This is a genomic window from Actinomadura sp. KC345 (assembly GCF_004348515.1).
GTDB lineage: Bacteria > Actinomycetota > Actinomycetes > Streptosporangiales > Streptosporangiaceae > Spirillospora.
Window position 1 is genome coordinate 13828 of sequence record NZ_SMKH01000010.1, and the last position, 22290, is coordinate 36117.

At 67.0% G+C, this 22290-nt stretch carries 28 protein-coding genes and 1 tRNA gene; 22 read left to right on the top strand and 7 right to left on the bottom strand.

The window, feature by feature from the left end; translation table 11 throughout:
• The first annotated feature begins 725 nt into the window (after positions 1 to 725).
• A complete protein-coding gene (locus E1281_RS03125) occupies positions 726 to 1349 on the top strand; it encodes a CPBP family glutamic-type intramembrane protease (protein WP_131875584.1) in 624 nt (207 codons plus the stop codon).
• Between the two features lie 316 nt (positions 1350 to 1665).
• On the opposite strand, the gene E1281_RS03130 is transcribed toward E1281_RS03125, so the two are convergent.
• Together E1281_RS03130 and E1281_RS03135 are read right to left on the bottom strand one after the other, a co-directional pair.
• Complete coding sequence (locus tag E1281_RS03130; protein ID WP_131875585.1) at positions 1666 to 2829, bottom strand: hypothetical protein; 1164 nt, start codon at positions 2827 to 2829, stop codon at positions 1666 to 1668.
• Entirely contained in the window at positions 2816 to 3898 is a 1083-nt protein-coding gene (locus tag E1281_RS03135) for a hypothetical protein (protein ID WP_131875586.1), read from the bottom strand. Before E1281_RS03135 ends, E1281_RS03130 begins: the two co-directional genes overlap by 14 nt.
• Before the next feature lie 142 nt (positions 3899 to 4040).
• Between E1281_RS03135 and E1281_RS03140 the strand changes: the two genes are divergently transcribed.
• The 5 genes from E1281_RS03140 to E1281_RS03160 all read left to right on the top strand — a co-directional run bounded on the left by E1281_RS03140 (position 4041) and on the right by E1281_RS03160 (position 5440).
• Entirely contained in the window at positions 4041 to 4319 is a 279-nt protein-coding gene (locus E1281_RS03140; protein ID WP_131875587.1) for a hypothetical protein, read from the top strand.
• Entirely contained in the window at positions 4316 to 4525 is a 210-nt protein-coding gene (locus E1281_RS03145) for a hypothetical protein (RefSeq protein ID WP_131875588.1), read from the top strand. Before E1281_RS03140 ends, E1281_RS03145 begins: the two co-directional genes overlap by 4 nt.
• Positions 4522 to 4749, top strand: coding sequence for a hypothetical protein (locus tag E1281_RS03150; RefSeq protein ID WP_131875589.1), 228 nt, complete (start codon positions 4522 to 4524; stop codon positions 4747 to 4749). The genes E1281_RS03145 and E1281_RS03150 overlap by 4 nt, the downstream gene beginning before the upstream one ends.
• Before the next feature lie 31 nt (positions 4750 to 4780).
• Positions 4781 to 5023 carry a hypothetical protein gene (locus tag E1281_RS03155; protein WP_131875590.1) on the top strand — a complete coding sequence of 81 codons (243 nt, stop codon included), beginning with the start codon at positions 4781 to 4783 and terminating at the stop codon, positions 5021 to 5023.
• 144 nt (positions 5024 to 5167) lie between these two features.
• A complete protein-coding gene (locus E1281_RS03160) occupies positions 5168 to 5440 on the top strand; it encodes a hypothetical protein (RefSeq protein ID WP_131875591.1) in 273 nt (90 codons plus the stop codon).
• Between the two features lie 377 nt (positions 5441 to 5817).
• Here E1281_RS03160 and E1281_RS03165 read toward each other — a convergent pair whose 3' ends face one another.
• Complete coding sequence (locus E1281_RS03165) at positions 5818 to 6198, bottom strand: GntR family transcriptional regulator (protein ID WP_131875592.1); 381 nt, start codon at positions 6196 to 6198, stop codon at positions 5818 to 5820.
• A gap of 128 nt (positions 6199 to 6326) precedes the next feature.
• On the opposite strand from E1281_RS03165, the gene E1281_RS03170 reads away from it, so the two are divergent.
• From E1281_RS03170 to E1281_RS03195, 7 genes are all read left to right on the top strand, one after another.
• Positions 6327 to 6716: a hypothetical protein gene (locus E1281_RS03170; protein ID WP_131875593.1), complete on the top strand. Its 390-nt coding sequence runs from the start codon at positions 6327 to 6329 to the stop codon at positions 6714 to 6716.
• Positions 6717 to 6730: 14 nt separating this feature from the next.
• Positions 6731 to 8083 (top strand): FtsK/SpoIIIE domain-containing protein, encoded by a 1353-nt coding sequence (locus E1281_RS03175; RefSeq protein WP_131875594.1) that lies wholly within the window; start codon positions 6731 to 6733, stop codon positions 8081 to 8083.
• A gap of 105 nt (positions 8084 to 8188) precedes the next feature.
• Positions 8189 to 8518 (top strand): hypothetical protein, encoded by a 330-nt coding sequence (locus tag E1281_RS03180; protein WP_131875595.1) that lies wholly within the window; start codon positions 8189 to 8191, stop codon positions 8516 to 8518.
• Entirely contained in the window at positions 8515 to 9378 is an 864-nt protein-coding gene (locus tag E1281_RS03185) for a DUF2637 domain-containing protein (protein WP_131875596.1), read from the top strand. Before E1281_RS03180 ends, E1281_RS03185 begins: the two co-directional genes overlap by 4 nt.
• A gap of 15 nt (positions 9379 to 9393) precedes the next feature.
• Positions 9394 to 9840 (top strand): hypothetical protein, encoded by a 447-nt coding sequence (locus E1281_RS39950; protein ID WP_165958767.1) that lies wholly within the window; start codon positions 9394 to 9396, stop codon positions 9838 to 9840.
• Entirely contained in the window at positions 9840 to 10130 is a 291-nt protein-coding gene (locus E1281_RS03190; RefSeq protein WP_131875597.1) for a hypothetical protein, read from the top strand. The genes E1281_RS39950 and E1281_RS03190 overlap by 1 nt, the downstream gene beginning before the upstream one ends.
• 100 nt (positions 10131 to 10230) lie before the next feature.
• A complete protein-coding gene (locus E1281_RS03195) occupies positions 10231 to 11190 on the top strand; it encodes a replication initiator (RefSeq protein WP_207943073.1) in 960 nt (319 codons plus the stop codon).
• 263 nt (positions 11191 to 11453) lie between these two features.
• Here E1281_RS03195 and E1281_RS03200 read toward each other — a convergent pair whose 3' ends face one another.
• A complete protein-coding gene (locus E1281_RS03200) occupies positions 11454 to 11795 on the bottom strand; it encodes an ATP-binding protein (protein ID WP_207943074.1) in 342 nt (113 codons plus the stop codon).
• A gap of 175 nt (positions 11796 to 11970) precedes the next feature.
• Here E1281_RS03200 and E1281_RS03205 point away from each other — a divergent pair, with 175 nt between their 5' ends.
• Together E1281_RS03205 and E1281_RS03210 are read left to right on the top strand one after the other, a co-directional pair.
• Positions 11971 to 12759, top strand: coding sequence for a helix-turn-helix transcriptional regulator (locus E1281_RS03205; protein ID WP_165958768.1), 789 nt, complete (start codon positions 11971 to 11973; stop codon positions 12757 to 12759).
• Positions 12747 to 12941, top strand: a complete 195-nt coding sequence (locus E1281_RS03210; protein ID WP_131875600.1) for a DUF397 domain-containing protein — start codon at positions 12747 to 12749, stop codon at positions 12939 to 12941. The genes E1281_RS03205 and E1281_RS03210 overlap by 13 nt, the downstream gene beginning before the upstream one ends.
• Positions 12942 to 13616: 675 nt before the next feature.
• Here the strand turns inward: E1281_RS03210 and E1281_RS03215 are convergent.
• Positions 13617 to 15146 (bottom strand): recombinase family protein, encoded by a 1530-nt coding sequence (locus E1281_RS03215; protein ID WP_131875601.1) that lies wholly within the window; start codon positions 15144 to 15146, stop codon positions 13617 to 13619.
• On the opposite strand from E1281_RS03215, the gene E1281_RS42785 reads away from it, so the two are divergent.
• From E1281_RS42785 to E1281_RS03225, 3 genes are read left to right on the top strand one after another with little or no spacing between them, the layout of a single operon-like run.
• Positions 15110 to 15619 (top strand): replication initiator, encoded by a 510-nt coding sequence (locus tag E1281_RS42785; RefSeq protein WP_347813264.1) that lies wholly within the window; start codon positions 15110 to 15112, stop codon positions 15617 to 15619. The genes E1281_RS03215 and E1281_RS42785 overlap by 37 nt on opposite strands.
• Positions 15616 to 15846 (top strand): helix-turn-helix domain-containing protein, encoded by a 231-nt coding sequence (locus E1281_RS03220; RefSeq protein ID WP_243716531.1) that lies wholly within the window; start codon positions 15616 to 15618, stop codon positions 15844 to 15846. Before E1281_RS42785 ends, E1281_RS03220 begins: the two co-directional genes overlap by 4 nt.
• Positions 15846 to 17189: a site-specific integrase gene (locus tag E1281_RS03225; RefSeq protein ID WP_131875602.1), complete on the top strand. Its 1344-nt coding sequence runs from the start codon at positions 15846 to 15848 to the stop codon at positions 17187 to 17189. Before E1281_RS03220 ends, E1281_RS03225 begins: the two co-directional genes overlap by 1 nt.
• Before the next feature lie 90 nt (positions 17190 to 17279).
• Here E1281_RS03225 and E1281_RS03230 read toward each other — a convergent pair.
• Positions 17280 to 17350: transfer RNA gene (locus E1281_RS03230), tRNA-Gly, on the bottom strand.
• Between the two features lie 78 nt (positions 17351 to 17428).
• Between E1281_RS03230 and dcd the strand changes: the two genes are divergently transcribed.
• From dcd to E1281_RS03250, 4 genes are all read left to right on the top strand, one after another.
• On the top strand, positions 17429 to 18004 hold the full coding sequence (gene dcd, locus E1281_RS03235; RefSeq protein WP_165958769.1) for a dCTP deaminase: 576 nt from the start codon (positions 17429 to 17431) through the stop codon (positions 18002 to 18004).
• 202 nt (positions 18005 to 18206) lie between these two features.
• Positions 18207 to 19457, top strand: a complete 1251-nt coding sequence (locus tag E1281_RS03240) for a glycine betaine/L-proline ABC transporter ATP-binding protein (RefSeq protein ID WP_131875603.1) — start codon at positions 18207 to 18209, stop codon at positions 19455 to 19457.
• Positions 19447 to 20424 (top strand): ABC transporter permease subunit, encoded by a 978-nt coding sequence (locus tag E1281_RS03245; protein ID WP_131875626.1) that lies wholly within the window; start codon positions 19447 to 19449, stop codon positions 20422 to 20424. The genes E1281_RS03240 and E1281_RS03245 overlap by 11 nt, the downstream gene beginning before the upstream one ends.
• A gap of 52 nt (positions 20425 to 20476) precedes the next feature.
• Positions 20477 to 21364 (top strand): glycine betaine ABC transporter substrate-binding protein, encoded by an 888-nt coding sequence (locus E1281_RS03250; RefSeq protein WP_131875604.1) that lies wholly within the window; start codon positions 20477 to 20479, stop codon positions 21362 to 21364.
• A 126-nt stretch (positions 21365 to 21490) separates the two neighbouring features.
• On the opposite strand, the gene E1281_RS03255 is transcribed toward E1281_RS03250, so the two are convergent.
• Positions 21491 to 22234 carry a ZIP family metal transporter gene (locus tag E1281_RS03255; RefSeq protein WP_131875605.1) on the bottom strand — a complete coding sequence of 248 codons (744 nt, stop codon included), beginning with the start codon at positions 22232 to 22234 and terminating at the stop codon, positions 21491 to 21493.
• Positions 22235 to 22290: the final 56 nt, after the last annotated feature.

Consider the following 22290-nt stretch of genomic DNA (forward strand, 5'->3'; position numbering starts at 1 on the left):
TGGTACCCCTGACCTGGCCTAGCGCCGTACCGCAAGTGACCGTGACTGCCCCTTGATCACCCCGGTTAATGGCCCGCTAATGGCCCGTCCTCCTAGCCGCTGACCTGCAACCCTGCGTCCTGGTCGGTACGACAAGGGCACCCGAGAATCCGAGGGCAAGGGGACCCGGAGCGCAGGGCCGGCCACGGCCCGAGCACCGGAAGCCCCGCGGCAGCGATCGCCCCCAGCCACTCAACCCACCTCAGCCACGCTGCGGCGATCGTGGGGCTGAGCCAAGGGACGATTCACTACGAGTCTGCCGAACAAGATCCACACTCGTCCAGCCTCGTCCGCTGACCTGCTAGACAGGCTCCCCATTCGCCCTTCGGTTCCACCTTCGTCCAGGCCCGTCCAGAGCCGCCGTTAGCACCCGCGTTAGCAAGCCTGAGCACTCCGCGCCGACCGTTCCGGGGTGCTCGTTCGCGCGAACGGCGCTCAGCCCCGTGACAGAGAGTCTCGCGCGAACGAGTGCCCCGGCTCGCGGGAGTCCAGAGGGCTGCGAAGCCCTCTGGTTCGGGCTCGTTCAGCCGGCTGCGGGTCCGGCTCCAGGGCTTGTGTGGCTGGCTTTGGCGAGCTCTCTTCAGGTTCGTGGTGTGAGCCGGCGTGACCCCTTGCCGTTGGCGGGGATGCCATGACGGTCTTCTCTGAAGCATGCCCTAGAGGCATCACCAAAGGAGAGACCTGAAATGATCGTTATTACCTTGGTCATCGCTGCCCTGATGGGGATCCTGGCGGGGCAGACCGCACGCAAGAACAAGGTGGCCTACAAGTTGTTGCCGCTGCTCCGGCCGCGTCACATCTTGACCGGAATCGCCTCGGTCGTCGTAACCTTCACCGCCATCGTCGCCTTCATGGCGCCCGGCTGGACCATCCTGAACTGGGGATGGTGGAGCGCGGTCGGCGGAGTCGGCAACATGTCGCTCGGACAGACCCAGGGCACCGGCACGGCCGGTGTCGTGATCGGTATCGCCGTGCTCACTGCGGTGCTGGTGGCCCTCCCCGCCCTCGCGATGGTGGAGGAACTTCAGTACCGGGCCGGTGCGGAGAACCAGACGACCGGCAAGCGGATCCGCAGGGCGGTCGCCTTCGGCTTCGTTCACATGATCGTCGGTGTTCCGGTGGCCGCTGCACTCGCGCTCTCCATCGCTGGAGGCGTATTCACCTGGGTGTACCTGCGTGGCGTCAAGCGCTCCAAGTCTTCCAACCCGGCCGTCAAGGCTGGTCAGGGGCTGGCTGATGCCACTCTCGTGCACACCGTCCACAACGTCGTGGCCGTGGGAGCGGCTGCGGTCGTGCTCCTGCTGCTCTGAGCAGCCGCAATCCGGGTGTTCCGGCGGGGTCCTCCCTGCCGGAACACCTTCTTCTTTCTGAGCAAGATCATCAGGGTCCTGGTGCGTCCCCGTCGCATAAGGAGCTTGGGCCGATGGTGACGGTTGATCGTCCTTTTGGGCACTAACACCGGATTGGGCGGCCGTGACCGGCGCTGCGAGACGGGACCGGACGGGACAGGCCGCATGCCCGGCTCGCAGCGCCGGGCGCGGACGCCGGCGGCCGCGTAGCGGGCGCCTTTAAAGACGTATAGAAAGTCCTCATCCGGCGGACGGACGTCCTTGCTGACCTGCGGCTTTAGTGGCCCTGACCGCCGATAGCAGGGCCCTCGGGCCAGAGAGCCGTCAGGTCGTTCGGCGTGAGGGGGTCTTGGTAGGCAGCCTGTAGGACGGTCGTCCTTGTGGGCTGGTCGGCTTGGGCGAGGTTGGCGAACCAGTCGAGTCCGGCGGGGTAGGCCCATTGGTAGGAGCGGAGTTGAGGGTTGGCTCCTCGGTCGGTGAGCAGGTCGGCTATGGCTGCTTCGGTGATCCAGGGCATGCGGAAGCGGGCGTGGTCGGCCAACTCTGCGATGCTGGCGCCCTGGTTGAGGGCTGTGTGCAGTTCGGCGCGGACGAGTTGGTTGTAGTGGTCGAACCTGGTGCGGGTGACCAGTAGCTCGTCATCGGGAGCGACGAACAGCGGGAGCGCCTGGGCCAGTCCTTCAAGGAGGACTTGTTGCGGGGCGTGGACCGACATCAAGCGGACCCAGGGGACGTCTTCAGCGGCGGCTCGGGCCGACCAGCTCGCGCCTTGTAAGCCGTGGCCGAGTACCTCGTGTAGGGCGAACTGGCGGGCGGCGACCTTGGTGAAGCTCGCGCGGCGCAGGTTGAGCCGGAGCCTGATGCGGTCGCCGGCGCCGTCGAGCCAGTAGGCCCAGTAGGCGTCTACCTCGGTCATCTCGACGTTCAGCTCGAACGGCGCAGTACTGCCGGTGACCTGTCGGACGGCGGTCTCGTAGTCGGCGGCGGCCTGGCGGATCGCGTCGGGGGCGTCGTCGGTCTCGATGGGGCCTTCGACGGCGTTGAGGTCGCGGACGGTGTCGGGTCCCCACTGGATGCCCAGGGCTGTGAGTGCCTGGCGGGCCTGGTCGCCTCGGTGGGTGATGTACCCGTCCTGCCATCCGGCGGCCGGGCATCCCTGCGTTGCCTGGACGTAGTCGTTGAGGTGTGGGTGTTGACCGAGGAGGGCGCCGAGGTATGCCAGGTCGGCGGTGAGACGGGTGGTGAGACGGTCGGCTCCGGCCTCGGTGGCGCGGGCGCGTAGCTCGGTGAGGCGTCGGTGCACGGCTAGGCGGTTGGCGGCCGGTTCGGTGTCGGTGGTGGTCGGGGCGCAGTCGAAGTCGATGACGGCGACCGATCCGCGGCCGGTCTCGTAGGCGTCCCAGGCTCGTAGCGTCGCCTCGATCTCGTCACGCAGGCTCACGGATCGGCTCCCAGCGCAGCGTCACGGCCTGGTTGGGGCGCAGGTGGTCGCGGGTCAACGACATGACGGCGTCTTTGCCCTCGATGTCCCAAACGAGGCTATCGGTGGCGGAGTTCTCCGAGCCGTCCGGGTGTTCCTCGGTGGCGGTGCATCCGCCGAGGTCGATGTGATGTTGGCGGACGTTGATCTCGTAGTGGCGGCAGTAGCGGGGCATCGATTCGCGCCAGTAGTGGTTGAGGTCGAACTTCCCGCCCTCGCAGACGTAGCCGACACGCGCCCACTCCCCCGGCCGTAGCGGGGGCGAGATCTGAAAGGCGAACTTTGACAGGTTCGTCGTGTCGTGCATGCGCTGGATCGCGACACGACGGTCGATGTCAGGGACTGGCTTGATGACCAGTGGGCCGGTGGTGTGCTCGAACCACACTTCGCGGGTCATGCGGGCCTGCGGTGTGTCGCTGAGATTGAGCATGTCGAAGCGGTATTCGAGCCGCGCGGCGCCGTCTTCGGAGATATCCAGGTTGATCGTCTTGGCCAGTTCGACGACGTGACCGGACAGACCCGCCAGCTCGGTGACCTCGGCATCGTTCAAGCGGCGTTCACGCTGGAGTTCGAGGAGCCGACGGCCTAGCTCTTGGGCGTGATCGCTGGCGGTGCCTCGTCCGCCGGAGAGTCGGGCCTTGGCGGCCGGGATCGTCCTGGACGTGGTGCCCCAACTGATCTCGCCGGTCTGCGGGGTATCGATGCGGTGCTCGATGGTCGTGAGCAGTTCGGCCACATCGGGGGCCATCGGCTCGTCAGGGTTGCTCGCCGGCTGGTTGGACTCCTCCGGCGGGCACAGTTCGAAGAGCTGTTCCGCCGTCCAGCCCGGAAGCATCGTCTCCAGGACGCGGCAGTGATGCGGGTACGGAAGTCCTTTGAGGTCACCGCTCAACCAGCGGTGAAACTGCGCTCTACTCGGCCAACTGCCAACAAGTCCCAGGTCAATGCCTTTGGCTGCTCTGTCGTATTCGGAACAAAACGTCTGGTACGTCTGCCAGTGCTTCTCACGCAGCAACACCTTGAGCCGCACGGGGGGATTCGTCATCTCCAACCTTCCGACGGCTGGAACGTAACACAGACGAGCATCAGACGAGACAAGGCGAGAACGATACGTCCTGGATGCGATACAGGCGGTAATGCGATGTGACGTGTCTCGCGGCCACCTTGGGAGTGTGAACACCGAAACCACTCCTGAGATCGAGTTGCTGGCTGGTCTGCGGGCTGAGTTGACCGAATACGAGGTGCGCTCCGAGGTCCGCGAGAACGTCGCCGGGCTGGCCGTCTTCACCGACGTTCGCGGCGTCTTCGTCTGGGTCTTCGTCAGCTACTCCGGGCGGTACTTCTCCTGGGACCAGGACGGCCGTCAGCACCCGGTCAACGACATGCCCGGGGCCGCTCGCCGGATCGCCGAACAGGTCCGGCCGAACGGCTCGGGGGTGGTGACGTCATGAACGGGCCCACCGGTCTCACTACGTCGGTGCTGATCAAGCGCCTACAGGACGGGTTGCAAGCCGACTTCCCGGGCTGGCTGATCGCCCGTGAGCGCTCCGGTCGTTGGGTCGCCACCCGGTCTGAGTGGGGCGCCTTGTACGGGCAGAGCGCGGCAGAACTCCGCAACCGGCTCGACCGGGTCACCAAGGGAGGAAGCGCGCGATGACCAACAACCGGCGGGCGGCCATCGTCCGGTTCACCCCTGCACGGCACTCGATGACCAGGACGAAGGTGGTCGGGCTGACTGAGGAAGAGCGTCAGATCCTTCTCGCGGAACTCGCCGAGTTCGCTGCGGAACTCGACGAGCTTCACGCACGGGCGCGTCAGATCGCGGCTCGGGTTCAGGGGGCTGAACCGGCCGGTTCGGCTCGTGAGAGCGGGGCGGCCTGAGATGAACGACTCCGCTGCGAGGAACCCGGCGATGCAGGCACGCGCGCACACCGATGACCCGGCGCTGCGTCGGCTCCGGGAGGAGTTCACTGGTCATCGGATCTGGCGGTCTCGGCGCTGGGACGGGCGGCCCGGCGACTGGGTCGCGACGTTGCGGGACCCGGCGGCCGGTGTGGACCCGACAGTGATCCGTGCCGACTCTGCCGCGCTGCGTGAGGCACTGGCCGTAGAGCGCCAGCGCGCGGGCCGTCCGGTGATCAAAAGGGCCTGGTGATGGTGGCCTGGTCTCCCCCGCCATCACCGAACGGGGCCGTCCCGCTTGATGGGGCGGCTCCGGGGGAGGTTGAGGCGGCGCGGCTGGTGCTTGTCCCCCCGGATGCACTGGCTGCGCTGCCTCGGCCGATGACCGCCCTGGCGCTTGAACCGGCTGGCCCGGCGGCTGCGGCGGCTGGGGTGGAGGGTCGAGCGCCGCTACGGCGACGCGGTGCCCATGCTGCGGGTGCACTTCCCCGGTCTGCCGTCTCTGGGCGAGAGCATCATGGTTGCCGCTGGGGCCGGCGGCTGGTGGTACCGGTCCAGTACCGGGGAGCTGCTCGCGCCGTGCTCGCAGGTGGACATGGCGGTGTCTCTGATCACGAGTTCGCTGGAGCGGTGGGTGTCGGCGGCGTCCTGGGGGACGGACGGGGCCTGATGGACGCCGGGGCGGCCCTGGCCGAACTGGTGGAACACTTCGGCGTCTCGTGCTGGCGGGGGCCGTACACCCGAACCTTCTGGGCGCTCGTGCGCTGTAGCGACGGGTGGCGCCTGGTGGAAGCGGTGTCGATTCGAGAGCTGGCCATGGCTATCACCCATCCTGACGGGTGGCCGTGGCCTTGATCGCCGTGCGGCAGGGGGAAGCGGTTGGGCGGCCGTGGGACCCTGCCGCGCGGCATCCATGCTTTGACCGTCGGGACGTGGTTCCGGACTGGGGCGGGTTGACGTCCGCTGTGATGGTCTGAACGTGCCGCATCATGCATCCGGGTTGGTCGGCGCTGTGAGTCCGGTAGCCGGCAAGCGCGCACCTGAGATCTAGAGGTCCTTGGTTCGCTCGTCCAGGTCGTCGAGTCTGGCGCTGAGGCGTCGGAGATGGCTGCGCATGTCCTGGAGCTGGGCGAACAAGAGACTGAATTCCTCGCTGCGCTCCGGTGGGGCCTCTCCGGCTTCTTGTGTCTCCGGGGTGGCAATGACAGTTGCGCCCCTGGCTCCCTGCCGGGTGGTAACCAAGCCTTCTTCGCGCAGGACGGCGATCGCGTTGCTGACCGTCATGCCTGAAACGCCGTACTGGTCGGCCAGTCGGGCGCCCGGGGGCAGGGTCTCCCCCACCGGGTACACGCCGGACGCGATGTCACGGCGCAGATCGTCAGCGATGCGCACGTACGGCTTGCGGCGGTCTACCGGGCCTTTTGCCATGTCAGGCAGTGTACGCCTCCGCCTAGGTCTCTAGGTACCTGCAAAGAATCTGGGTCTACCGCTTGACATAGCTACTTACCTAGGTACCTTTATACCTAGCAACGTAACTTCGAGCCCTGGAGGGGTTCATGCGCAACATCCCGGTGGACGTGTCGGCGATGACGTTCGTGTGCGTCTCGCCGCCGCGTCCCAAGCTGGTCAACCAGGACACGGGGGAGGTCAAGACCGACCGCAACGGTCAGACGGTGTTCACGGTCGGGCTCTCGGCGGCCGACGTTACGGGGCGGGTCGACCTGCTCAACGTCGCGGTGACCGGCGACCAGTCGGTGACCATCGGGGAGATCGTGACCCCGGTTGGGCTGGTCGCGTTCCCGTGGGAAGCGGTGCTCGGGGGTGAGAAGCGGTGGGGTGTGGCGTTCCGTGCTGAGCGCATCGCCCCCGTCTCGGCGGCCGGTCCGGCGGCCCCGTCCTCCTCGTCGGCTGCCTCGTCGGGGTCGGCTGCGGCGGACGTGGCCTGAACGGCGGTCTGGTGATGACTGATCTCGTCCTGGTGCTCGGGGCCTTGGCCGCTGCGGCGGCCGGGCTCTGGGCCTGGCGCCGGTATCACCCGGTGTCGTTCTGGTACGGCGTCGCATTTCCGGCGCGTGCGGTGCTGGTGTATCTGACGTGGCATCACGTCGCCTCGGGCTGCAAGCTCACCCGCAACCGGCGGCGGTTCCGCCTCACCCTGGACGCCATCCCGGTCATGGGCCCGGCGTCCCGCTCGGCCGCGACCGTGGTCGAGCACAAGCGGCGGGTGCGGCGCATCGACGTCGAGCGTTCACCCCGGCTGGGGCTGCTGCGGCCGACCCGGCTGGGCTGGCGGATGCGGCTGCGCCTGCACGACGGGCAAGTCCCCGCCGACTACGAGAAGGCCGCTGAGGGCATCGCACACGCCTGGCGCGTGCACGCGGTGCGGGTCGTCGACGTCCGGCCCGGCTACGTCACCCTGTGGGCGACCATGCGCGACCCGCTGATCGACGTGGTCACCACCCCGGAAACCGGTGACCTGCTCACGGTGCGTCCCGGGAAGCTGGAGAACGGGCGCGACTGGGTGATCGACTTCCGGACGGTGCCGCACTGGCTCAACGCCGGGGCGACGCAGTCGGGCAAGTCGAACCTGGCCAACGCCATCATCAAGGCCCTGGCGCCGCAACCGGTCGCTCTCGTCGGGTTCGACCTCAAGGGCGGCGTGGAGTTCACCCCCTACGCGCCTCGGTTGTCGGCGCTGGCCACCACCCGCAAAGAGTCCGTCGACCTGCTCTCCGACCTCGTCGGCGAGGTAGAGGCCCGCATGGCGGTGTGCCGCGCACACGGTGCCCGCAACGTCTGGACGCTCCCTGAGCACCTGCAGCCGGTCCCCGTCGTGGTCCTGGTCGACGAGGTCGCCGAACTGTTCCTGATGGCCGACAAATCCGAGAAAGACGAGGTGACCCGGACGGCTACCGCGCTGCTGCGGGTCGCGCAACTCGGCCGCGCGTTCGCCGTGCACCTGATCGTGTGCGGCCAGCGCATCGGCTCGGACCTGGGACCCGGCGTCACCGCTCTCCGTGCCCAGCTCTCTGGGCGGGTGTGCCACCGCGTCAACGATCCGGAGACGGCCAACATGACCCTCGGGGATCTGGACCCGGCCGCCCTGGACGCTGCCCGCGCGATCCCCGCCGAGACTCCGGGGGTGTGCGTGGTCGCCGGACAAGACGGCTCCTGGCACCGCGCCCGCTCGGTCTACGTCCCCGAGCACTCCGCCGAACAAGCCGCCCGCGATCATGCCCACCTCACCCCGGACTGGGACGCGCTGATCAGCTCCGTCCCCACCGTCGGGCCCGACTGGCCTGAAGCCGCATAACCCGGCCCTCTCCCTTTCCTCTCCCTCCTTCGGCTCGGCGTGAGCCCTGAATCGCGCCATGTCCCTACCCATGCCATGCCCGAAACCGGCCCTGGAGGCTGTCTCATGCGCGACCGCGTCCGCTCCCCGCGCTCCCGTCCGCGTCCCCGTCCCCGCTTCATCGCCGTCCCGTCCCCCTCGTCCCCGTCCTCGGGCCCGTCCTCGGCGTCGTCCTCGGGCTCGTCCCGGCCGTCGCCGGTGTCGTCCTGGGACGTGTGGCCGGTCGGCGTCGAGTGGGACCAATACCGCTCCCTGCACATCGCCCGCTGCCAGCGCTGCGCCGACTCCTTCACCTCGTCCCGCCCCGGGCTGGTGGACGACTGGGCCGACACCCACCACTGTGACCCCGAACTTGCCGCGCTGCTCGCCCTCGTCACCAACCGGCGGGCCGCATGAGCCGCCGATTCTGGGGCGCGGTCACCGACTCCGGACCGGTCGTGATCCTCGCCGGGATCGCGGCGGCCGGGTCCTTCACCCACATCCGCGACACCGCCACCGAACACGGCCAACACGGCTGGATGGCCTGGGCCATCGCCATCTGCATCGACCTCACCTGCGTCATGGCCGCCGCAGAACGCCAACGCGACAAGCACACCGGACGCGAAACCGGCCGCCTGTCCTGGCCCACCCTCGTCCTGGTCGGCGGCATCCTTCTATCCCTCGCCGCCAACCTCGCCCAAGCCGACCCGTCCGTCTGGGGCTGGATCACCGCAGGCACCCCGGCAGGGGCGTTCCTGGTCGCCGTCTCGATGCTGGAACGCCGAAAGGCCGGCCCCCGCGCGGCGGTTCGCCCCTCGTCCGCACCGGTCGTCGACGTGCTGACCGTCCCGGACTCCTTCGGCGACCCGTCCCCGTCCTCGTCTCGGTCCGGCTCGGACTCCCCGTCGTCCCCGTGGGTGGTGTGGGAGCAACCTACGCCCGCCGCTGCTGGCGCGCTCGTCCCAGACACACACGACGACCAGGACGACGACGCGGACGAGCAGGACGGACAGACCTCCATCCCGGTCCCCGCCGATCACTCCGCCTCGACGTCGCCCGCGTCGTCGTCCGCGTCGTCCGCGTCCGCCACGTCGGCTCCGGCGGGGCCGCTGGTCGACTTCGCGCGCCGCGTCGCCGCCGAACACCACGACCAGCACGGGCGGCCGATCACCCGGGACGCCCTCCGCGCCCGCCTCGGCATCTCCAACCAACTCGCCTCCGACCTGCTCCGCCAACTCCGCACCGAACACGAGCCCGAAACCGCGCCCGTCGCCTGACAGGAGATACCCGCCATGACCCGCACCGACCCCACCAACCCGACGCACGACGAGACCACCCCGGCGGCCCCGGTGGTGCCCGGTGACCTGTTCGCCCGCCACCAGACCATCACCGGCCTGCGCGCCCTGGCCGACTTCCTAGAGGCCAACCCCGGCGTGCCCGTCAACGAGTACGGCCACGACCTGCTCATCAGCGCCCGAGCCGCCGCCGACGCCTCGGCCGCGGCGCTGGTCGACCAGACCGCCGCGCTCCTGGGCGTTGACGTCGCCGACGACCTCGACCGCGGCGGGCACTACACCGCAACCCGCACCTTCGGCCGCATCTCCTACCGCATCGTCCACATCCCCGACTACCGCCGCCGCGAGCACCTCGCCCGCGACAGCTACCAACACAACATCCGCCTCGACACCAACCAGGACACCAACCAGGACGGCGACCAGGGCTCCGGGCGGGCGGCCTGATGAGCAACCAGAACCCAACGGCATGGCGGCTTCGCTGCCGGGCCTGCAACGTCACCGGCGGCGGGCTCCACTGGGTGAACCTGCTCGCGCGGCGGGGCGGCCCCTCGTGCTCGGCCTGCGGCTCAACCGAGGTGACCGCCCAAGACTCGGTGACCGGATCGGCCATCGCCTTCCCGCGTCCGCTCGCCCCGGTCGGCCAGTGGTGGCAGTGCTGCAACTGCGGCGGGACCGGCCTGGACTCCTACGGCGACACCTGCCCGCACTGCTCGGGCTTCGGCAACTGCCAGTGATCGCAGCGCCCCCGGCGTGACCGCTCAACCGCCAAGTCACGCCGTCACGTCGGGGGCCATCCCCTTCACCCGCATGAATCGGTAAGGAGACCCCTTCATCGTGCCCCACCCGGCCATCACACCGACCGACGCCCGGCAGATGGCGAAGATCATCGACCGGCCGGACTTCGAGCGCTGGGCCGCTCGCGCTCGCTCTACCGGCGGATGCTCGCAACCGGTCTTCCTGACTGGCACCGTGAGCCACGTCCACACCGGTACCGGCGAACTGCTTCACCACTACTCCACCGACCGTGAGCCGGACGGCGCTCTCCCGGTGGCCTGCAAGACGCGGCGGGCCTCCCGCTGCCCTGCCTGCGCCGAGATCTACCGCGCTGACACCTACCAGCTCATCCGTGCGGGCCTGGCCGGTGGAAAGGGCATCCCCGAGAGCGTCTCCGGCCACCCGGCCGCCTTCGTCACTCTCACCGCGCCCTCGTTCGGTCCCGTCCACGCGCGGCGGGAACGCAACGGCGGACGGGTCGAGCGCTGCCACCCTCGACGGAACGCCAAGCCATGCCCGCATGGCGTGGTGGCCTCCTGCGGCGTCCGGCACTCCTCCGATGATCCCCGGCTCGGCGAACCACTGTGTCCCGACTGCTACGACTACGCCGGGTCGGTGCTGTTCAACGCCCTCGCGCCGGAGTTGTGGCGGCGCTTCACGCTGGCGCTGCGCCGCTACCTGGCCAAGTCGGCCGGGCTCACACAGAAAGAGTTCCGCGAGACCTTGGCGGTCTCCTTCGCCAAGGTCGCCGAATACCAACGGCGGGGCGTCGTCCACTTCCACGCGGTCATCCGCTTCGACGGCCCCGACGGCCCGACCAGCACCCCGCCCGACTGGGCGAACGTCCGCCTCCTGGAGGACGCCGTCCGGCACGCCGCTGGCGCCGTGTCCGTCACCACTCCAGCGGCGCCGGGCGTTCCGTCCCGGTCGCTCTCCTGGGGCACGCAAGTCGACGTCCGGACCATCACCTCCGCAGGCACGCTCACCCAGCAGGCCGTTGCGGGCTACATCGCGAAATAAACGAATAGTCTCTTACCGCAGTATGGCCACGAGCGCTGACCTGGGAGTATGTCGCAAGATCGCAGCGGAGTGGCCGCAGAGTGCTAGGGACTTCTGATGATCAAGCTCGGTCCCAGCGGCGAGGTGGGGCCACAGCGGTCACTGTCGGTGATCGTTCGGCGGTTGTGCATGTGCAGGGCCTCGCGCGCGTCTGCACGCGTAGGGCCGCACTTCGCGTTGCACGTGCACAAGCACGAGTCACGCAGCGTGGCATGCGGGTGTGGTCAGGGGCGCAGTTCGGCGTACACGACCTTGCCGCGTTCGTTCAGCGGTCGGACGCCCCAGCGCTCGACCAGGAATGAGAGCAGGATCAGTCCGCGTCCGCATTCGTCGGTCTCGGCTGGTGTCTGTGTCCGGGGCATTCCGTCGGCCTGGTCCCACACCTCGATGAACCGTTTCCCGTTCATCTGGTAGGCGCGGACCACGATGTGATCGTCGGGCGCGGAGTGGCGGACGGCGTTGGTGACCAGTTCGCTGACGACCACGCGCGGGATGTAGTCGTTGATCCCCCATACAGAGGCGACCAGCGATACCGCGTCGCGTGCCGTCTTGATGCTCTCTGGCACTGGCTTGAGAACGATCGTGTCCGTCATGTCCGCTTCACCCGGCCTGCCTGCCGATTTGCTGGGTCTTTGCTGTTCCAAGGGTGAAGGCGAAGGGTTAGGCTGGTGGTCGCATAGCACGGTCAGGCTCACAAGTACAGACCAGCCGTTCAGAATTACAGGCGATTACGGAACGATCATGGCATCTCGTGTGACAGCTAAGGCGTTCGTTGGTAAAGAGATTCGCCGTGCTCGTGAGGCTCAGCGGCTGAGCCGTGCCGCATTGGCTGAAACCGTGCTTGTGAGTGATTCGCTTGTTGCCGCGTGGGAGAGTGGACGTCAGGCAGTAAAGCCGGAGTACATCGAAAAACTCATCGGGGTTCTCACCTTTGAGCCTGACATCATCGTGCGGATCGTGAATGAGTTGGTGAACGGTGAAGTGCTGCCGGAGTGGGAAGGCAAGTGGCTCGCAGCAGAAAAGGACGCATCGTCGCTATGGTCCTTCGAAACTACACTGGTTAACGACTTGCTCCAGTGCCCCGAGTACGCACAGTCAGTGCTCTCATCCGACGACTCGTTAAAAGAACGATTGGAACGACAACGGCGAATCCTAGCGGAAGATGCGGGGCCCACGCTCGTCGCGGTGATGGATGAAAGTGTTCTTCGACGGAACGTCGGAGGGGCCGAGGCAATGTCGCGTCAACTGGATTTCCTCGCCGAGTGCGCCGAGAGGGACAACGTCCTTCTGCATATAGTCCCCATTGAGGCCGAGATATGCGCCAAGTTTTCTACGCCTTTTCTGATAGCTACACTGAGCAGTGGGCGAGATGTTGCCTACACGGACGGAGCTATCTCCGGAGAGATCATAGAGCGACCAGAAGAGATTGCGAAACTGCGAAGAATGTTCGATCAATTTAGGGCCGACGCGCTCAGGAGAAGCGAGTCGCTGGAACTTATACGGAGGACTGGAGAGCAATGGAAGATGTAAAGTGGCGGAAGGCGTCACGCACTACGGCGAACGGTGAAAATTGCGTCGAGCTTGCACGCCTGCCAAGTTTCGTCGCATGCCGCGACTCTAAAGCACCTGATGGCCCGAAGCACAGGTTTAGCTTCGTGGAGATGGCAACACTTTTTAAGGCAATCAAGAACGGTGATTACGACCTGAGTTAGGTCACGGAGAAGACAGATCCGGTTGGGTGATTACCCGCACGGCTGATGACAAGTCCGCACGGGGCGCTCCTTCGCGACGCGTGCCCCTGAGAGCGCCTGAGAGCGCCGGGGGCGTGACGATCCCTGGAGAAGGGCGGGGGACGCTTTCCGGGCGTCTCAGAGTGGTTGTGAGGCGCATGGAGCGTTGTGGGCTTCACGTGCGTCTACCCGTACGCGAGCATGGGTGTGCTCGCATGGCGAGCAGGACGGACCGAAAGTGACGCTGTGTGATTGTCCACGGAGTTGTCTCGTCCACGTCTCACGCGCGTCTGCACGTATGGGCGCCGTGGACATCCATGAGACATACCTGAGACGAGCGCACAGTGTGAGCGTCGAAGGGAGGTGTGATGCGTCCCCGTACCGTCACCGGCACGTGACGGCGACCGTAGAGGGGAGGTGATGCACAAACGTCTCGCAAGAAATGCAGGAGCCGTAAAAGAGAGAGGGTGAGAGTACCCACGCCGGAAGAGTGGGCTGAAGAACAACTCAGGCACGCGCCGCAGCGTTCGGAAAAGTGGGCGCGGTCGGTGGCGCGAATCTACGGACTGAACCTCAGTGATGACTAGACACACAAAAGCGGCGACCCCCGCGTTTGCGGGAGTCGCCGCTTTGCTGTCCGGGCCTGTCCGGGGACGTCTATTCGTCGTCCTCGTTCCAGATAGGAGTGATCTGGTCGGGGGCGAACTTTGCGCCTTGGTGTGGCGCGGGGTGGATGATGACGGCGGTGATGCTTTTCGCGATTGCCGCATGTTTCTGTTCAAGCGTGAAGTTCGGCCGGTTCCATTCTGCCCGCAGGTCGGGGATTTCTGTCGCCCGGGTCTGGCGTTTGGCTTCATGCCTGCGCTTTTCTGCCTTGAGTTGGCGTTCGTCGGTCTCCAGGTCCTCGATCAGGGCGAAATATCGGCTTCCCGATATCCGCTTCGCTTTGTAGGCGTCGGTGGATTCCTGGATCTGCTGAGTCACGTCGCGTAGTTCGTCCTCCCTGTCCCAGGGCGGGAGTTCTTTGCGCCGCTGTAGCCTGATTCGCGATTGTTCCTGGAGAACGAGTTCGGTGACGTATGCGTCGATCGGCGCTGCGAGTCGGGTGACGCCTGCGCATCCTCCCCATCCTTTGGCCGGACACCGGTAGGCGACCACCGGATCACCGGTCTTCTTGTGGTAGTACTGCACACCGCCGTACATGCGCGCGTTGCACTTTCCGCACCGTATGAATGGCGACAGGAGATACTTCATCACATGCCCGCGTCCCCGGTTCTTACGGGCTGGTTTGGACGGGCGGATTGCTTCCACCAAGGCGAGATGCTCGTCCTCGGTGATGATGGGCTCCCAGACGCCTTCAACCGGGTTGCCGTCGGCGTCGGTGAGGATTTCGTCCTGGTAGGTCTTCCAGCCGCACAAGCGCGGGTTGGTGAAGATCTGCACAATCGTCATCGCTCGCCATTGGCCGCGCCCGGTCACTGTAGGGATGCCGCGTTCGTTCCATTCGATCGCGATTGTTGCCGGGCGGACGCCTGCCAGGAGGCGGGGGATTTCTCGGCGGATGTGTTTCGCTTCTCGCTTGTTGGCGCCGGTGCGGTCTTTGCGCCATCCGAACGGGCGGTTTGCGCCGCCGTGGTTGCGTCCTTTCATCGCTGCGCGCCGGTTTCCGCCCTGCATGCGGCGTGCGATGTTCCGGGATTCCTGGTTGCGCTGGTTGACGTCGTGGCGTGCGGCGGAAATTCCGGTGTCCGTGGTGAGATCGATGTTGCCCGTCATTCCGACGACGTGAACGCCGTAGTACTCGACCAGGTCGATCAAGTCTTCCAGGTCGCGGGGATCGCGCATGCCGCGATCGATGTTCGGCAGGCACAGCGAATTGTAGGTGCCTTTTCTCAGTTCGGTCATCATGGCGTCCCAGTCAGGACGCACCACGCGGTAACCGTAGGTGCCATCGGGCAGCATTACCTGGACACGCCGGAATGCCGAGACGTTGTTTTCCGGAAACTCGCGTCCGATGCGGCCACCGATGCCCGTGACGTACTCTCGCATGTCGGAAAGCTGCGCGGTGACCTGCTCCGCGTCGCCGGTCACGTCGAAGGACTCGCGCCCGTACAGGGCCCAAACTAGCTGGTCAGGGGCGGTTTCGAGGAGTGTCCGCCCACCTGTGCGCCGGGGGGTTCTGTTCATGCGGTTCAGTATGCGGTAAGAGACTAGAGAAGTACGCCACCAAGGCCGCCGAATGCGTCGGCACCCTCGACCGGCGGCTTCACCCCTCTGACGACCTGGCCCAGTTGCCGATCACCGCACACGCCCGGCGGCTGATGAACGCATGCCTGACCTTGGGTGCCCTGGACGAGTTCGCAGACCTCCGGCTCGCCCAATGGGCTCACATGCTCGGGTTCCGGGGCCACTTCTCGACCAAGTCACGCCGGTACTCCACCACCCTCGGCGCGCTGCGGGCCGCTCGTATCGCCTACGTCCGCGAGCAATTCCCCGGCTGGCAACCCCCCGACGACCAAGACCCTCACCTGGTCCTCGCCATCGGCGAATGGCGCTTCCACAGCCAGGGCCTCACACGCGGAGAAGCACTCGTCACCGCCGCACTCACCGGAAGACCCATACCGCCTCAGCCAGAAGCGACCGCTAGGAGCGCAGCTTGACCAAGGCAACTCCCATCGACCTGAACGAGCGGCTGTTGACGATCGCTGAGGCGGCCGAGCGTCTGAACACCTCCCCGCGGTTCCCTCGTCGGCTCGTGGCCGAACGGCGCATCCGCTTCGTCAAGGTCGGGCGCTTCGTCCGCATCCCCGAATCCGCAATTCACGAGTTCATCGCGGCGGGTCTCGTCGAGCCGATGACCGCTTCTGACGTCTGGAGGGCTGCCTAATGGCGAACAAGGGCGGACACCGCCGGTTCGGCAACATCCGCAAGCGGGAGTCTGGGCGGTACCAAGTCCGCTACCCCGGCCCAGACGGACGGATGCGCACTGCGTCCAAGACTTTCGCCTCCAAGACTGAGGCCGAACGCGCTCTGACGCTGATTGAAGCGGAGATACTCAGCGGGACTTGGACCGACCCTGAGCGGGCAAAGGTCAAGCTCGGTCCGTACGCCGAACTGTGGATCGAGCAGCGTCAGACGCTCCGGCCGCGCACGCGCGAACTCTACGCGTGGCTTCTCCGCAAGCACATCGCTCCGTATCTCGGCGGTGTGAGCCTGAGCAAGCTCAGTACGCCGATGATTCGGGAGTGGCTGACCGCGCTCGCCAGCGCCGGGGTCGGGGCCACGTCGCGCGCCAAGGCGTACCGGCTGCTGCGAGCCGTCCTCATGACGGCGGTCGTGGAAGACAAGCTTCTCTCCCGCAACCCGTGCCAGGTGCGCGGGGCCGGCACCGAACATGCGGACGAGCGGCCCACGCTGACCATCGCCCAAGTCTTCGAGCTGGCCGAACGGGTCGGCGCGCGGCCGGTCGGCAACTTCCGCAAGCTCGACTCCGGCGAATACCGGCTCCGCTACCGCGTCAAAGACGGGATCATGCGGCGCTTCCCTCAGACCTTCGCCAGTCGCGCGGAAGCGGAGCGGGCGCTGTGGAAGATGGCTGAGGACGGGCACGCCGACGTGATCCGCGACGACCGGTTGCGCGCGTTCATCCTCCTCGCCACCTTCGCCAGCCTGCGCTGGGGCGAGATCACGGCGCTACGTCGCTGCGACATCGACCTGACCACGCGAACTGTCCGGGTCCGTCACGCCTACGTCGAACGGGCCAACGGTCAGATGCTGCTCGGGCCGCCCAAGTCCAAGGCGGGGGCACGGACGGTCACCATCCCGGCCGCGATCGTCCCGCACCTGACGGCGCACATGAACAAGTACACGAAGGATGAGGCGGACGCTCTGGTCTTCACCGGGCTCAAGGGCGGACCGCTTCGCCGTAGCGGTTTCAACAAGGTCACGAACTGGCGGCACGTGGTGAAGGCGCTCGGCGTTCCGAACCTGCACTTCCATGACCTCCGGCACACCGGTAACCAGCTCGCGGCCGACATGGGCGTCTCGACCAAGAACCTCATGGCGCGCATGGGCCACGATAACGAGCGGGCGGCGCTGCGCTACCAACACAGGTCGGCCAAGGGTGACCGCATCATCGCCGATGGTCTGGATGCCCTCGTCCGGGAGGAACACGACCGGGGCGACGAGGACGACGGCGGGGCGGCTGGAACGCTGGTCCCGGTGGCCTAATGGCCCGCTAATGGCCCGTCGCTGATGTCAACGAGAAACGATCAAGGCCCAGGTTCGGGGATCATGTCCCTGGCCTGGGCCTTCGTAGTGAGCGGGTGACGGGAATCGAACCCGCGCTGTCAGCTTGGGAAGCTGAAGTTCTACCATTGAACTACACCCGCGTGGGGCCTGGTGGGCCGCCGCGCTGTGGATACTGTACCGGATCGTCGGTGGGGGTCGGGTGGGATAGTTTTTCTGGCGTGCTGCTCTCCGATCGTGACATCAGGGCCGAGCTCGAGTCTGGGCGGGTGAAGATCGACCCGTATGAGCCGGGGATGGTTCAGCCGTCCAGTGTGGACGTTCGGCTGGACCGGTGGTTCCGGGTGTTCGAGAACCACAAGTATCCCCACATCGATCCGTCTGTGGAGCAGCCGGATCTGACGCGGCTGCTGGAGGTGCGGGCCGAGGAGCCGTTCGTGCTGCATCCCGGGGAGTTCGTGCTGGCCTCGACGTACGAGGTGTTCGGGCTGCCGGACGATCTGGCGGCGCGGCTGGAGGGGAAGAGCTCGCTCGGGCGGCTGGGGCTGCTCACGCACTCTACGGCGGGGTGGATCGATCCGGGGTTCGTGGGGCACGTGACGCTGGAGTTGTCGAACGTGGCGACGCTGCCGATCAAGCTGTGGCCGGGAATGAAGATCGGTCAGATGTGCCTGTTCCGGACGAGTTCGCCGGCCGAGTACCCCTACGGGGCGGAGCGGTACGGGTCGCGGTACCAGGACCAGCGGGGGCCGACGCCGTCGCGGTCGTACCTGAACTTCCACCGTACGAAGGTGTAAGACGTGCTCGATTCGTGACCTCAACGTGACGAAAAGCACCGAAAGATGAAACATGTTCTCTGAACGGGTAGTTTCGGGCGACGCACTGGTTTGGCGTCTGGTTGACGTCCTCTTTGGATGAGGTCGTCGCGTCCGGGCGCCTGGACGGATAGGGCGACCCGTTTCCGCGCCTCACCCAGACGTGGGAACCCGAGAGGAGATCGTGTCAGTACTCCGCGCGGAAAGCGTCACCAAGATCTTCGGCCGCAGGGCGGCCGAGGCACAGCGGAAACTCAAGGCCGGAGCCGATTCGAAGGCGATTCGGGACCTCGGCGTCACAGCCGCGGTGCTGGACGCCTCGTTCGAGGTCAACGAAGGCGAGATCTTCGTGGTCATGGGTTTGTCGGGGTCCGGGAAGTCGACGCTGATCCGGACGCTCAACGGGCTGCTGGGGGTCACCTCCGGGAGCGTTGAGATCGACGGCCAGGACATCGCGAAGATGTCGCCGAAGGCGCTGCGAGCGATTCGGCAGAACAAGATCAGCATGGTCTTCCAGCACTTCGCGCTCTTCCCCCACCGGACGGTTCTCGCGAACGCCGCGTACGGGCTCGAGGTCCGCGGCGTTCCGAAGGAAGAACGCGAGAGGACCGCCCGGGAGTTCCTGGGTCTGGTCGGTCTCGAAGGATGGGAGGACAAGGTCCCCGGTCAGCTGTCCGGCGGAATGAAGCAGCGCGTGGGGCTTGCCCGAGCGCTCGCGTCGGGCACCGACATCATCCTGATGGACGAGGCGTTCAGCGCCCTGGACCCGCTGATCCGCCGGGAGGTGCAGGACCTCCTGCTGGATCTGCAGGGACAGTTCGGCAAGACGATCGTCTTCATCACCCACGACCTGAACGAGGCCATGCGCATCGGTGACCGCATCGCGGTGATGCGGGAGGGCCGGATCGTGCAGATCGGAACGGCCGAGGAGATCCTCACGGATCCGGCCAACGACTACGTCGCGCAGTTCGTGGCGGACGTGGACCGTACCAGGGTCCTGACGGCGGCCTCGGTCATGGAGAAGCCGCTGGTCACGGTGCTGTCGACGACGGGTCCGCGGACAGCGCTGCGCACGATGCGCGAGGCCCAGACGTCGGCGGCGTTCGTGATCGGCCGGGACCGCAAGCTGATCGGGCGGGTCCGCGCGACGGTGATCGCGGACGCGGTGCAGGACAACGTCCAGAAGCTCGACGGCCTGATCGACCCCGAGGACCCGGAGCCCGTGTCCCCCGACACCCCGGTGGCGGACCTGTTCGTCAGGTGCGCCGAGAGCGACCTGCCCGTGCCGGTCGCGGACGAGGACGGGACGCTGATCGGCGTGATCCCGCGGGTGACGCTCCTGACGGCTCTCGGGGCCATCAACACGCATGTGGACGAGGTTGTCGAAGAGCCGGAGCTCGCACTGACGAAGGAGGGCAGCGGTGTTGACGACTAACGCCTTCGCACTGGAGCTGCCCCGGGCGCCGGTCGGCGAATGGTTCGACACCCTGGTGACCTGGTGCACCGACAACCTCGGGTGGCTGTTCGACGGGATCGGTTCGGCGATCGACGCGTCGGTCGAAGGGCTGACGACCGTGCTGACGTCGCTGCAGCCGATCGCGCTCGCGGTGATCCTCGCGATCGTGGCCCTGCTGATCAGCGGCTGGAAGCTGGGCGTGTTCACGATCCTCGGCTTCGCGCTGATCGACAGCATGGAGCTGTGGGAGGACTCGATGGACTCCCTGGCCCTGGTGATCGTCGCCGCGGTGGTGTCGATCGTCCTGTCGGTACCGATCGGCATCGCGGCGGCACGCAACGACGTGGTGAGCCGCATCGTCCGGCCGGTCCTCGACTTCATGCAGACGATGCCGGCGTTCGTCTACCTGATCCCCGCGATCTTCTTCTTCAGCATCGGGGCGGTCCCGGGCGTGGTCGCCACGGTGATCTTCTCGATGCCGCCGGGAGTGCGGCTGACCGAGCTCGGCATCCGCGGTGTCGACCCGGAGATGGTCGAGGCGGGCGAGGCGTTCGGCACGCCGCCGAACCGGATCCTGACCCGCATCCAGATCCCGCTCGCCATGCCGTCGATCATGGCCGGCATCAACCAGCTGATCATGCTGTCGCTGTCGATGGTCGTCATCGCGGGCATGGTCGGCGCCGGCGGCCTCGGCGGTGTGGTGCTCGAGGGCATCAACCGGGTGGACGTGGCCACGGGCTTCGAGGGCGGCATCGCGGTCGTCATCCTGGCCATCTACCTGGACCGCCTCACCGGCGCCTTCGGGAACGGCCCGAGCCTGCTGCGCGTGCTGTTCACCCGCGGCATGAACGGCCGCCGCCGCACGACCGCCCCCACGCCGGACAAGCCGGCCGACAAGGCGCCTGCGAAGGCAACCGACCCGGAGCCCGAGCCCGTGGGCCGATGAACCCCCCGCTCCCCCCTATCTCCCCACCATGAAAGCCAACGAAAGGACGGGAATGAGCTTCAAGTTCAAGGGTCTGGCCATAGCGCTGACGTTGACGCTGGGTTTGAGCGCCACGGCGTGCGCCGAATCCGACTCCGGAGGAGGGGGAGAGTCCGACAAGAACATCACCATCGGCATGGTCTCGGGCTGGGCCGAGGGTGAGGCCGCGACGCAGCTCTGGAAGAGGCTGCTGACGGACAAGGGCTACAACGTCGAGGTCCAGACGCTCGACACCGGACCGCTCTACGCCGGCATGGCGAAGGGCGACGTCGACCTGTTCCTCGACGCCTGGCTGCCGGGCACCCACGAGGACTACTGGAATCAGTACGGCGACAAGCTGGAGAAGGTCGGCGCCTGGTACGACTCGGCGCCGCTGACCATCGCGGTGCCGAACTACTCGCCGCTGAAGTCGCTCGAGGACCTCAAGGGCAAGGGCTCCGAGTACGACGGCAAGATCATCGGGATCGAGAAGAGCTCCGGCCTGTACCGGGTGTCGCAGGAGGACATGCTTCCCGCGTACGGCCTGGAGGACGAGTTCACGATCACGACGTCCTCGACGCCGGCGATGCTCACCGAGCTGCAGAAGGCGATCGACGCCAAGGAGAACATCGTCGTCACCCTGTGGCGGCCGCACTGGGCGTACACGAAGATGCCCATCCGCGACCTGAAGGACCCGAAGGGTGCGATGGGCAAGCCGGACGGCGTCTACACGGTCGCCCGTAGCGGCTTCGCCGAGGACCAGCCGGACGTCAGCGGCTGGCTGAAGAAGTTCAAGATGAACGACGAGCAGCTCGGCTCGCTCGAGGACCTCATGGAGAACAAGTACAAGGGCAAGCCCGACCAGGCTGTGGACGAGTGGCTGAAGAACAACGCCAACTTCGCCCAGTCCATGACGGGCTGACGTCTCCAGGGACGTTCGTTCCAGCGGCAGAGGGCCGTCCGGGTGAACCGGACGGCCCTCTGCCGTTGAAGGGCCTGCTGAGCCGCGGTGAAAGCGGGCCACCGGGCTCGGCGCGGCCGGACGGCGTCACTCGGCGAGGCCGACGACGAACAGGACCGCCGTCAGCCCCAGCCCGGTTGCGCCCAGCGTCATGACCCGGGGGTGGACGCTGTGCGCCTCGGGCAGGATCTCGGCGGCGGACAGGTAGAGCAGGACGCCCGCGAACAGCCCGAGGTACGGGCCGAGGAACGCGTCCGGCACCTGGATGAGCGTCCCGAGCGCGGCCCCGGCGATCGGGGCGACGGCGTCGGCGAGCAGGAGCACGACGGCGGGACGGCGGTCGCCCCGGTTCAGGGACGCGGCCGTGACGGTGTTGAACCCGTCCGCGAAGTCGTGCGCGATCACGGCGAGCGCCACGAAGACCCCGACCTCGGTCCCGGACTGGAAGCCGAGGCCGATGCTGACCCCGTCCATCAGGCTGTGGGCGACCAGCGCGGACGCGGCGAGCAGCCCCGCCGAGCCGCCGCCGTGCGCGTGGGCGTGCGCGTGCGGGGCGTACTCGTGCTCGTGGGCCCGGTGGATCGCCACGGCCTGCTCCACGACGTGCAGCAGCAGGAATCCGGCCGCGAACCCGATCATGGGCGCGGGGACGCCGAGCGGGGAGTGCCGCGTCATCTCCAGCGACTCGGGGACGAGGTCGAAGGCGACGATCCCGAGCATGAGGCCGCCCGCCAGCCCGAGGACGAGGTGCCGGTTGTCGCGCACCTTCATCGCGGCGAGGCCCCCGGCGAGGGTCATCAGGAACGCGACGAGGGACACGAGCACAGCCATCCCTGGGTCTTACCAGGGGTGACCCACCACAATCCCGTCTCGGCGCCCTGAAACGC

What these genes read in the sequence shown, in the direction of transcription:
- E1281_RS03125 (WP_131875584.1), top strand. Translation starts at nt 726, where the DNA reads ATGATCGTTATTACCTTGGTCATCGCTGCCCTGATGGGGATCCTGGCG.
- E1281_RS03145 (WP_131875588.1), top strand. Translation starts at nt 4,316, where the DNA reads ATGAACGGGCCCACCGGTCTCACTACGTCGGTGCTGATCAAGCGCCTA.
- E1281_RS03150 (WP_131875589.1), top strand. Translation starts at nt 4,522, where the DNA reads ATGACCAACAACCGGCGGGCGGCCATCGTCCGGTTCACCCCTGCACGG.
- E1281_RS03155 (WP_131875590.1), top strand. Translation starts at nt 4,781, where the DNA reads ATGCAGGCACGCGCGCACACCGATGACCCGGCGCTGCGTCGGCTCCGG.
- E1281_RS03165 (WP_131875592.1), bottom strand. Translation starts at nt 6,198, where the DNA reads ATGGCAAAAGGCCCGGTAGACCGCCGCAAGCCGTACGTGCGCATCGCT.
- E1281_RS03170 (WP_131875593.1), top strand. Translation starts at nt 6,327, where the DNA reads ATGCGCAACATCCCGGTGGACGTGTCGGCGATGACGTTCGTGTGCGTC.
- E1281_RS03175 (WP_131875594.1), top strand. Translation starts at nt 6,731, where the DNA reads ATGACTGATCTCGTCCTGGTGCTCGGGGCCTTGGCCGCTGCGGCGGCC.
- E1281_RS03180 (WP_131875595.1), top strand. Translation starts at nt 8,189, where the DNA reads ATGCGCGACCGCGTCCGCTCCCCGCGCTCCCGTCCGCGTCCCCGTCCC.
- E1281_RS03185 (WP_131875596.1), top strand. Translation starts at nt 8,515, where the DNA reads ATGAGCCGCCGATTCTGGGGCGCGGTCACCGACTCCGGACCGGTCGTG.
- E1281_RS39950 (WP_165958767.1), top strand. Translation starts at nt 9,394, where the DNA reads ATGACCCGCACCGACCCCACCAACCCGACGCACGACGAGACCACCCCG.
- E1281_RS03190 (WP_131875597.1), top strand. Translation starts at nt 9,840, where the DNA reads ATGAGCAACCAGAACCCAACGGCATGGCGGCTTCGCTGCCGGGCCTGC.
- E1281_RS03205 (WP_165958768.1), top strand. Translation starts at nt 11,971, where the DNA reads ATGGCATCTCGTGTGACAGCTAAGGCGTTCGTTGGTAAAGAGATTCGC.
- E1281_RS03210 (WP_131875600.1), top strand. Translation starts at nt 12,747, where the DNA reads ATGGAAGATGTAAAGTGGCGGAAGGCGTCACGCACTACGGCGAACGGT.
- E1281_RS03215 (WP_131875601.1), bottom strand. Translation starts at nt 15,146, where the DNA reads ATGAACAGAACCCCCCGGCGCACAGGTGGGCGGACACTCCTCGAAACC.
- E1281_RS03225 (WP_131875602.1), top strand. Translation starts at nt 15,846, where the DNA reads ATGGCGAACAAGGGCGGACACCGCCGGTTCGGCAACATCCGCAAGCGG.
- E1281_RS03250 (WP_131875604.1), top strand. Translation starts at nt 20,477, where the DNA reads ATGAGCTTCAAGTTCAAGGGTCTGGCCATAGCGCTGACGTTGACGCTG.
- E1281_RS03255 (WP_131875605.1), bottom strand. Translation starts at nt 22,234, where the DNA reads ATGGCTGTGCTCGTGTCCCTCGTCGCGTTCCTGATGACCCTCGCCGGG.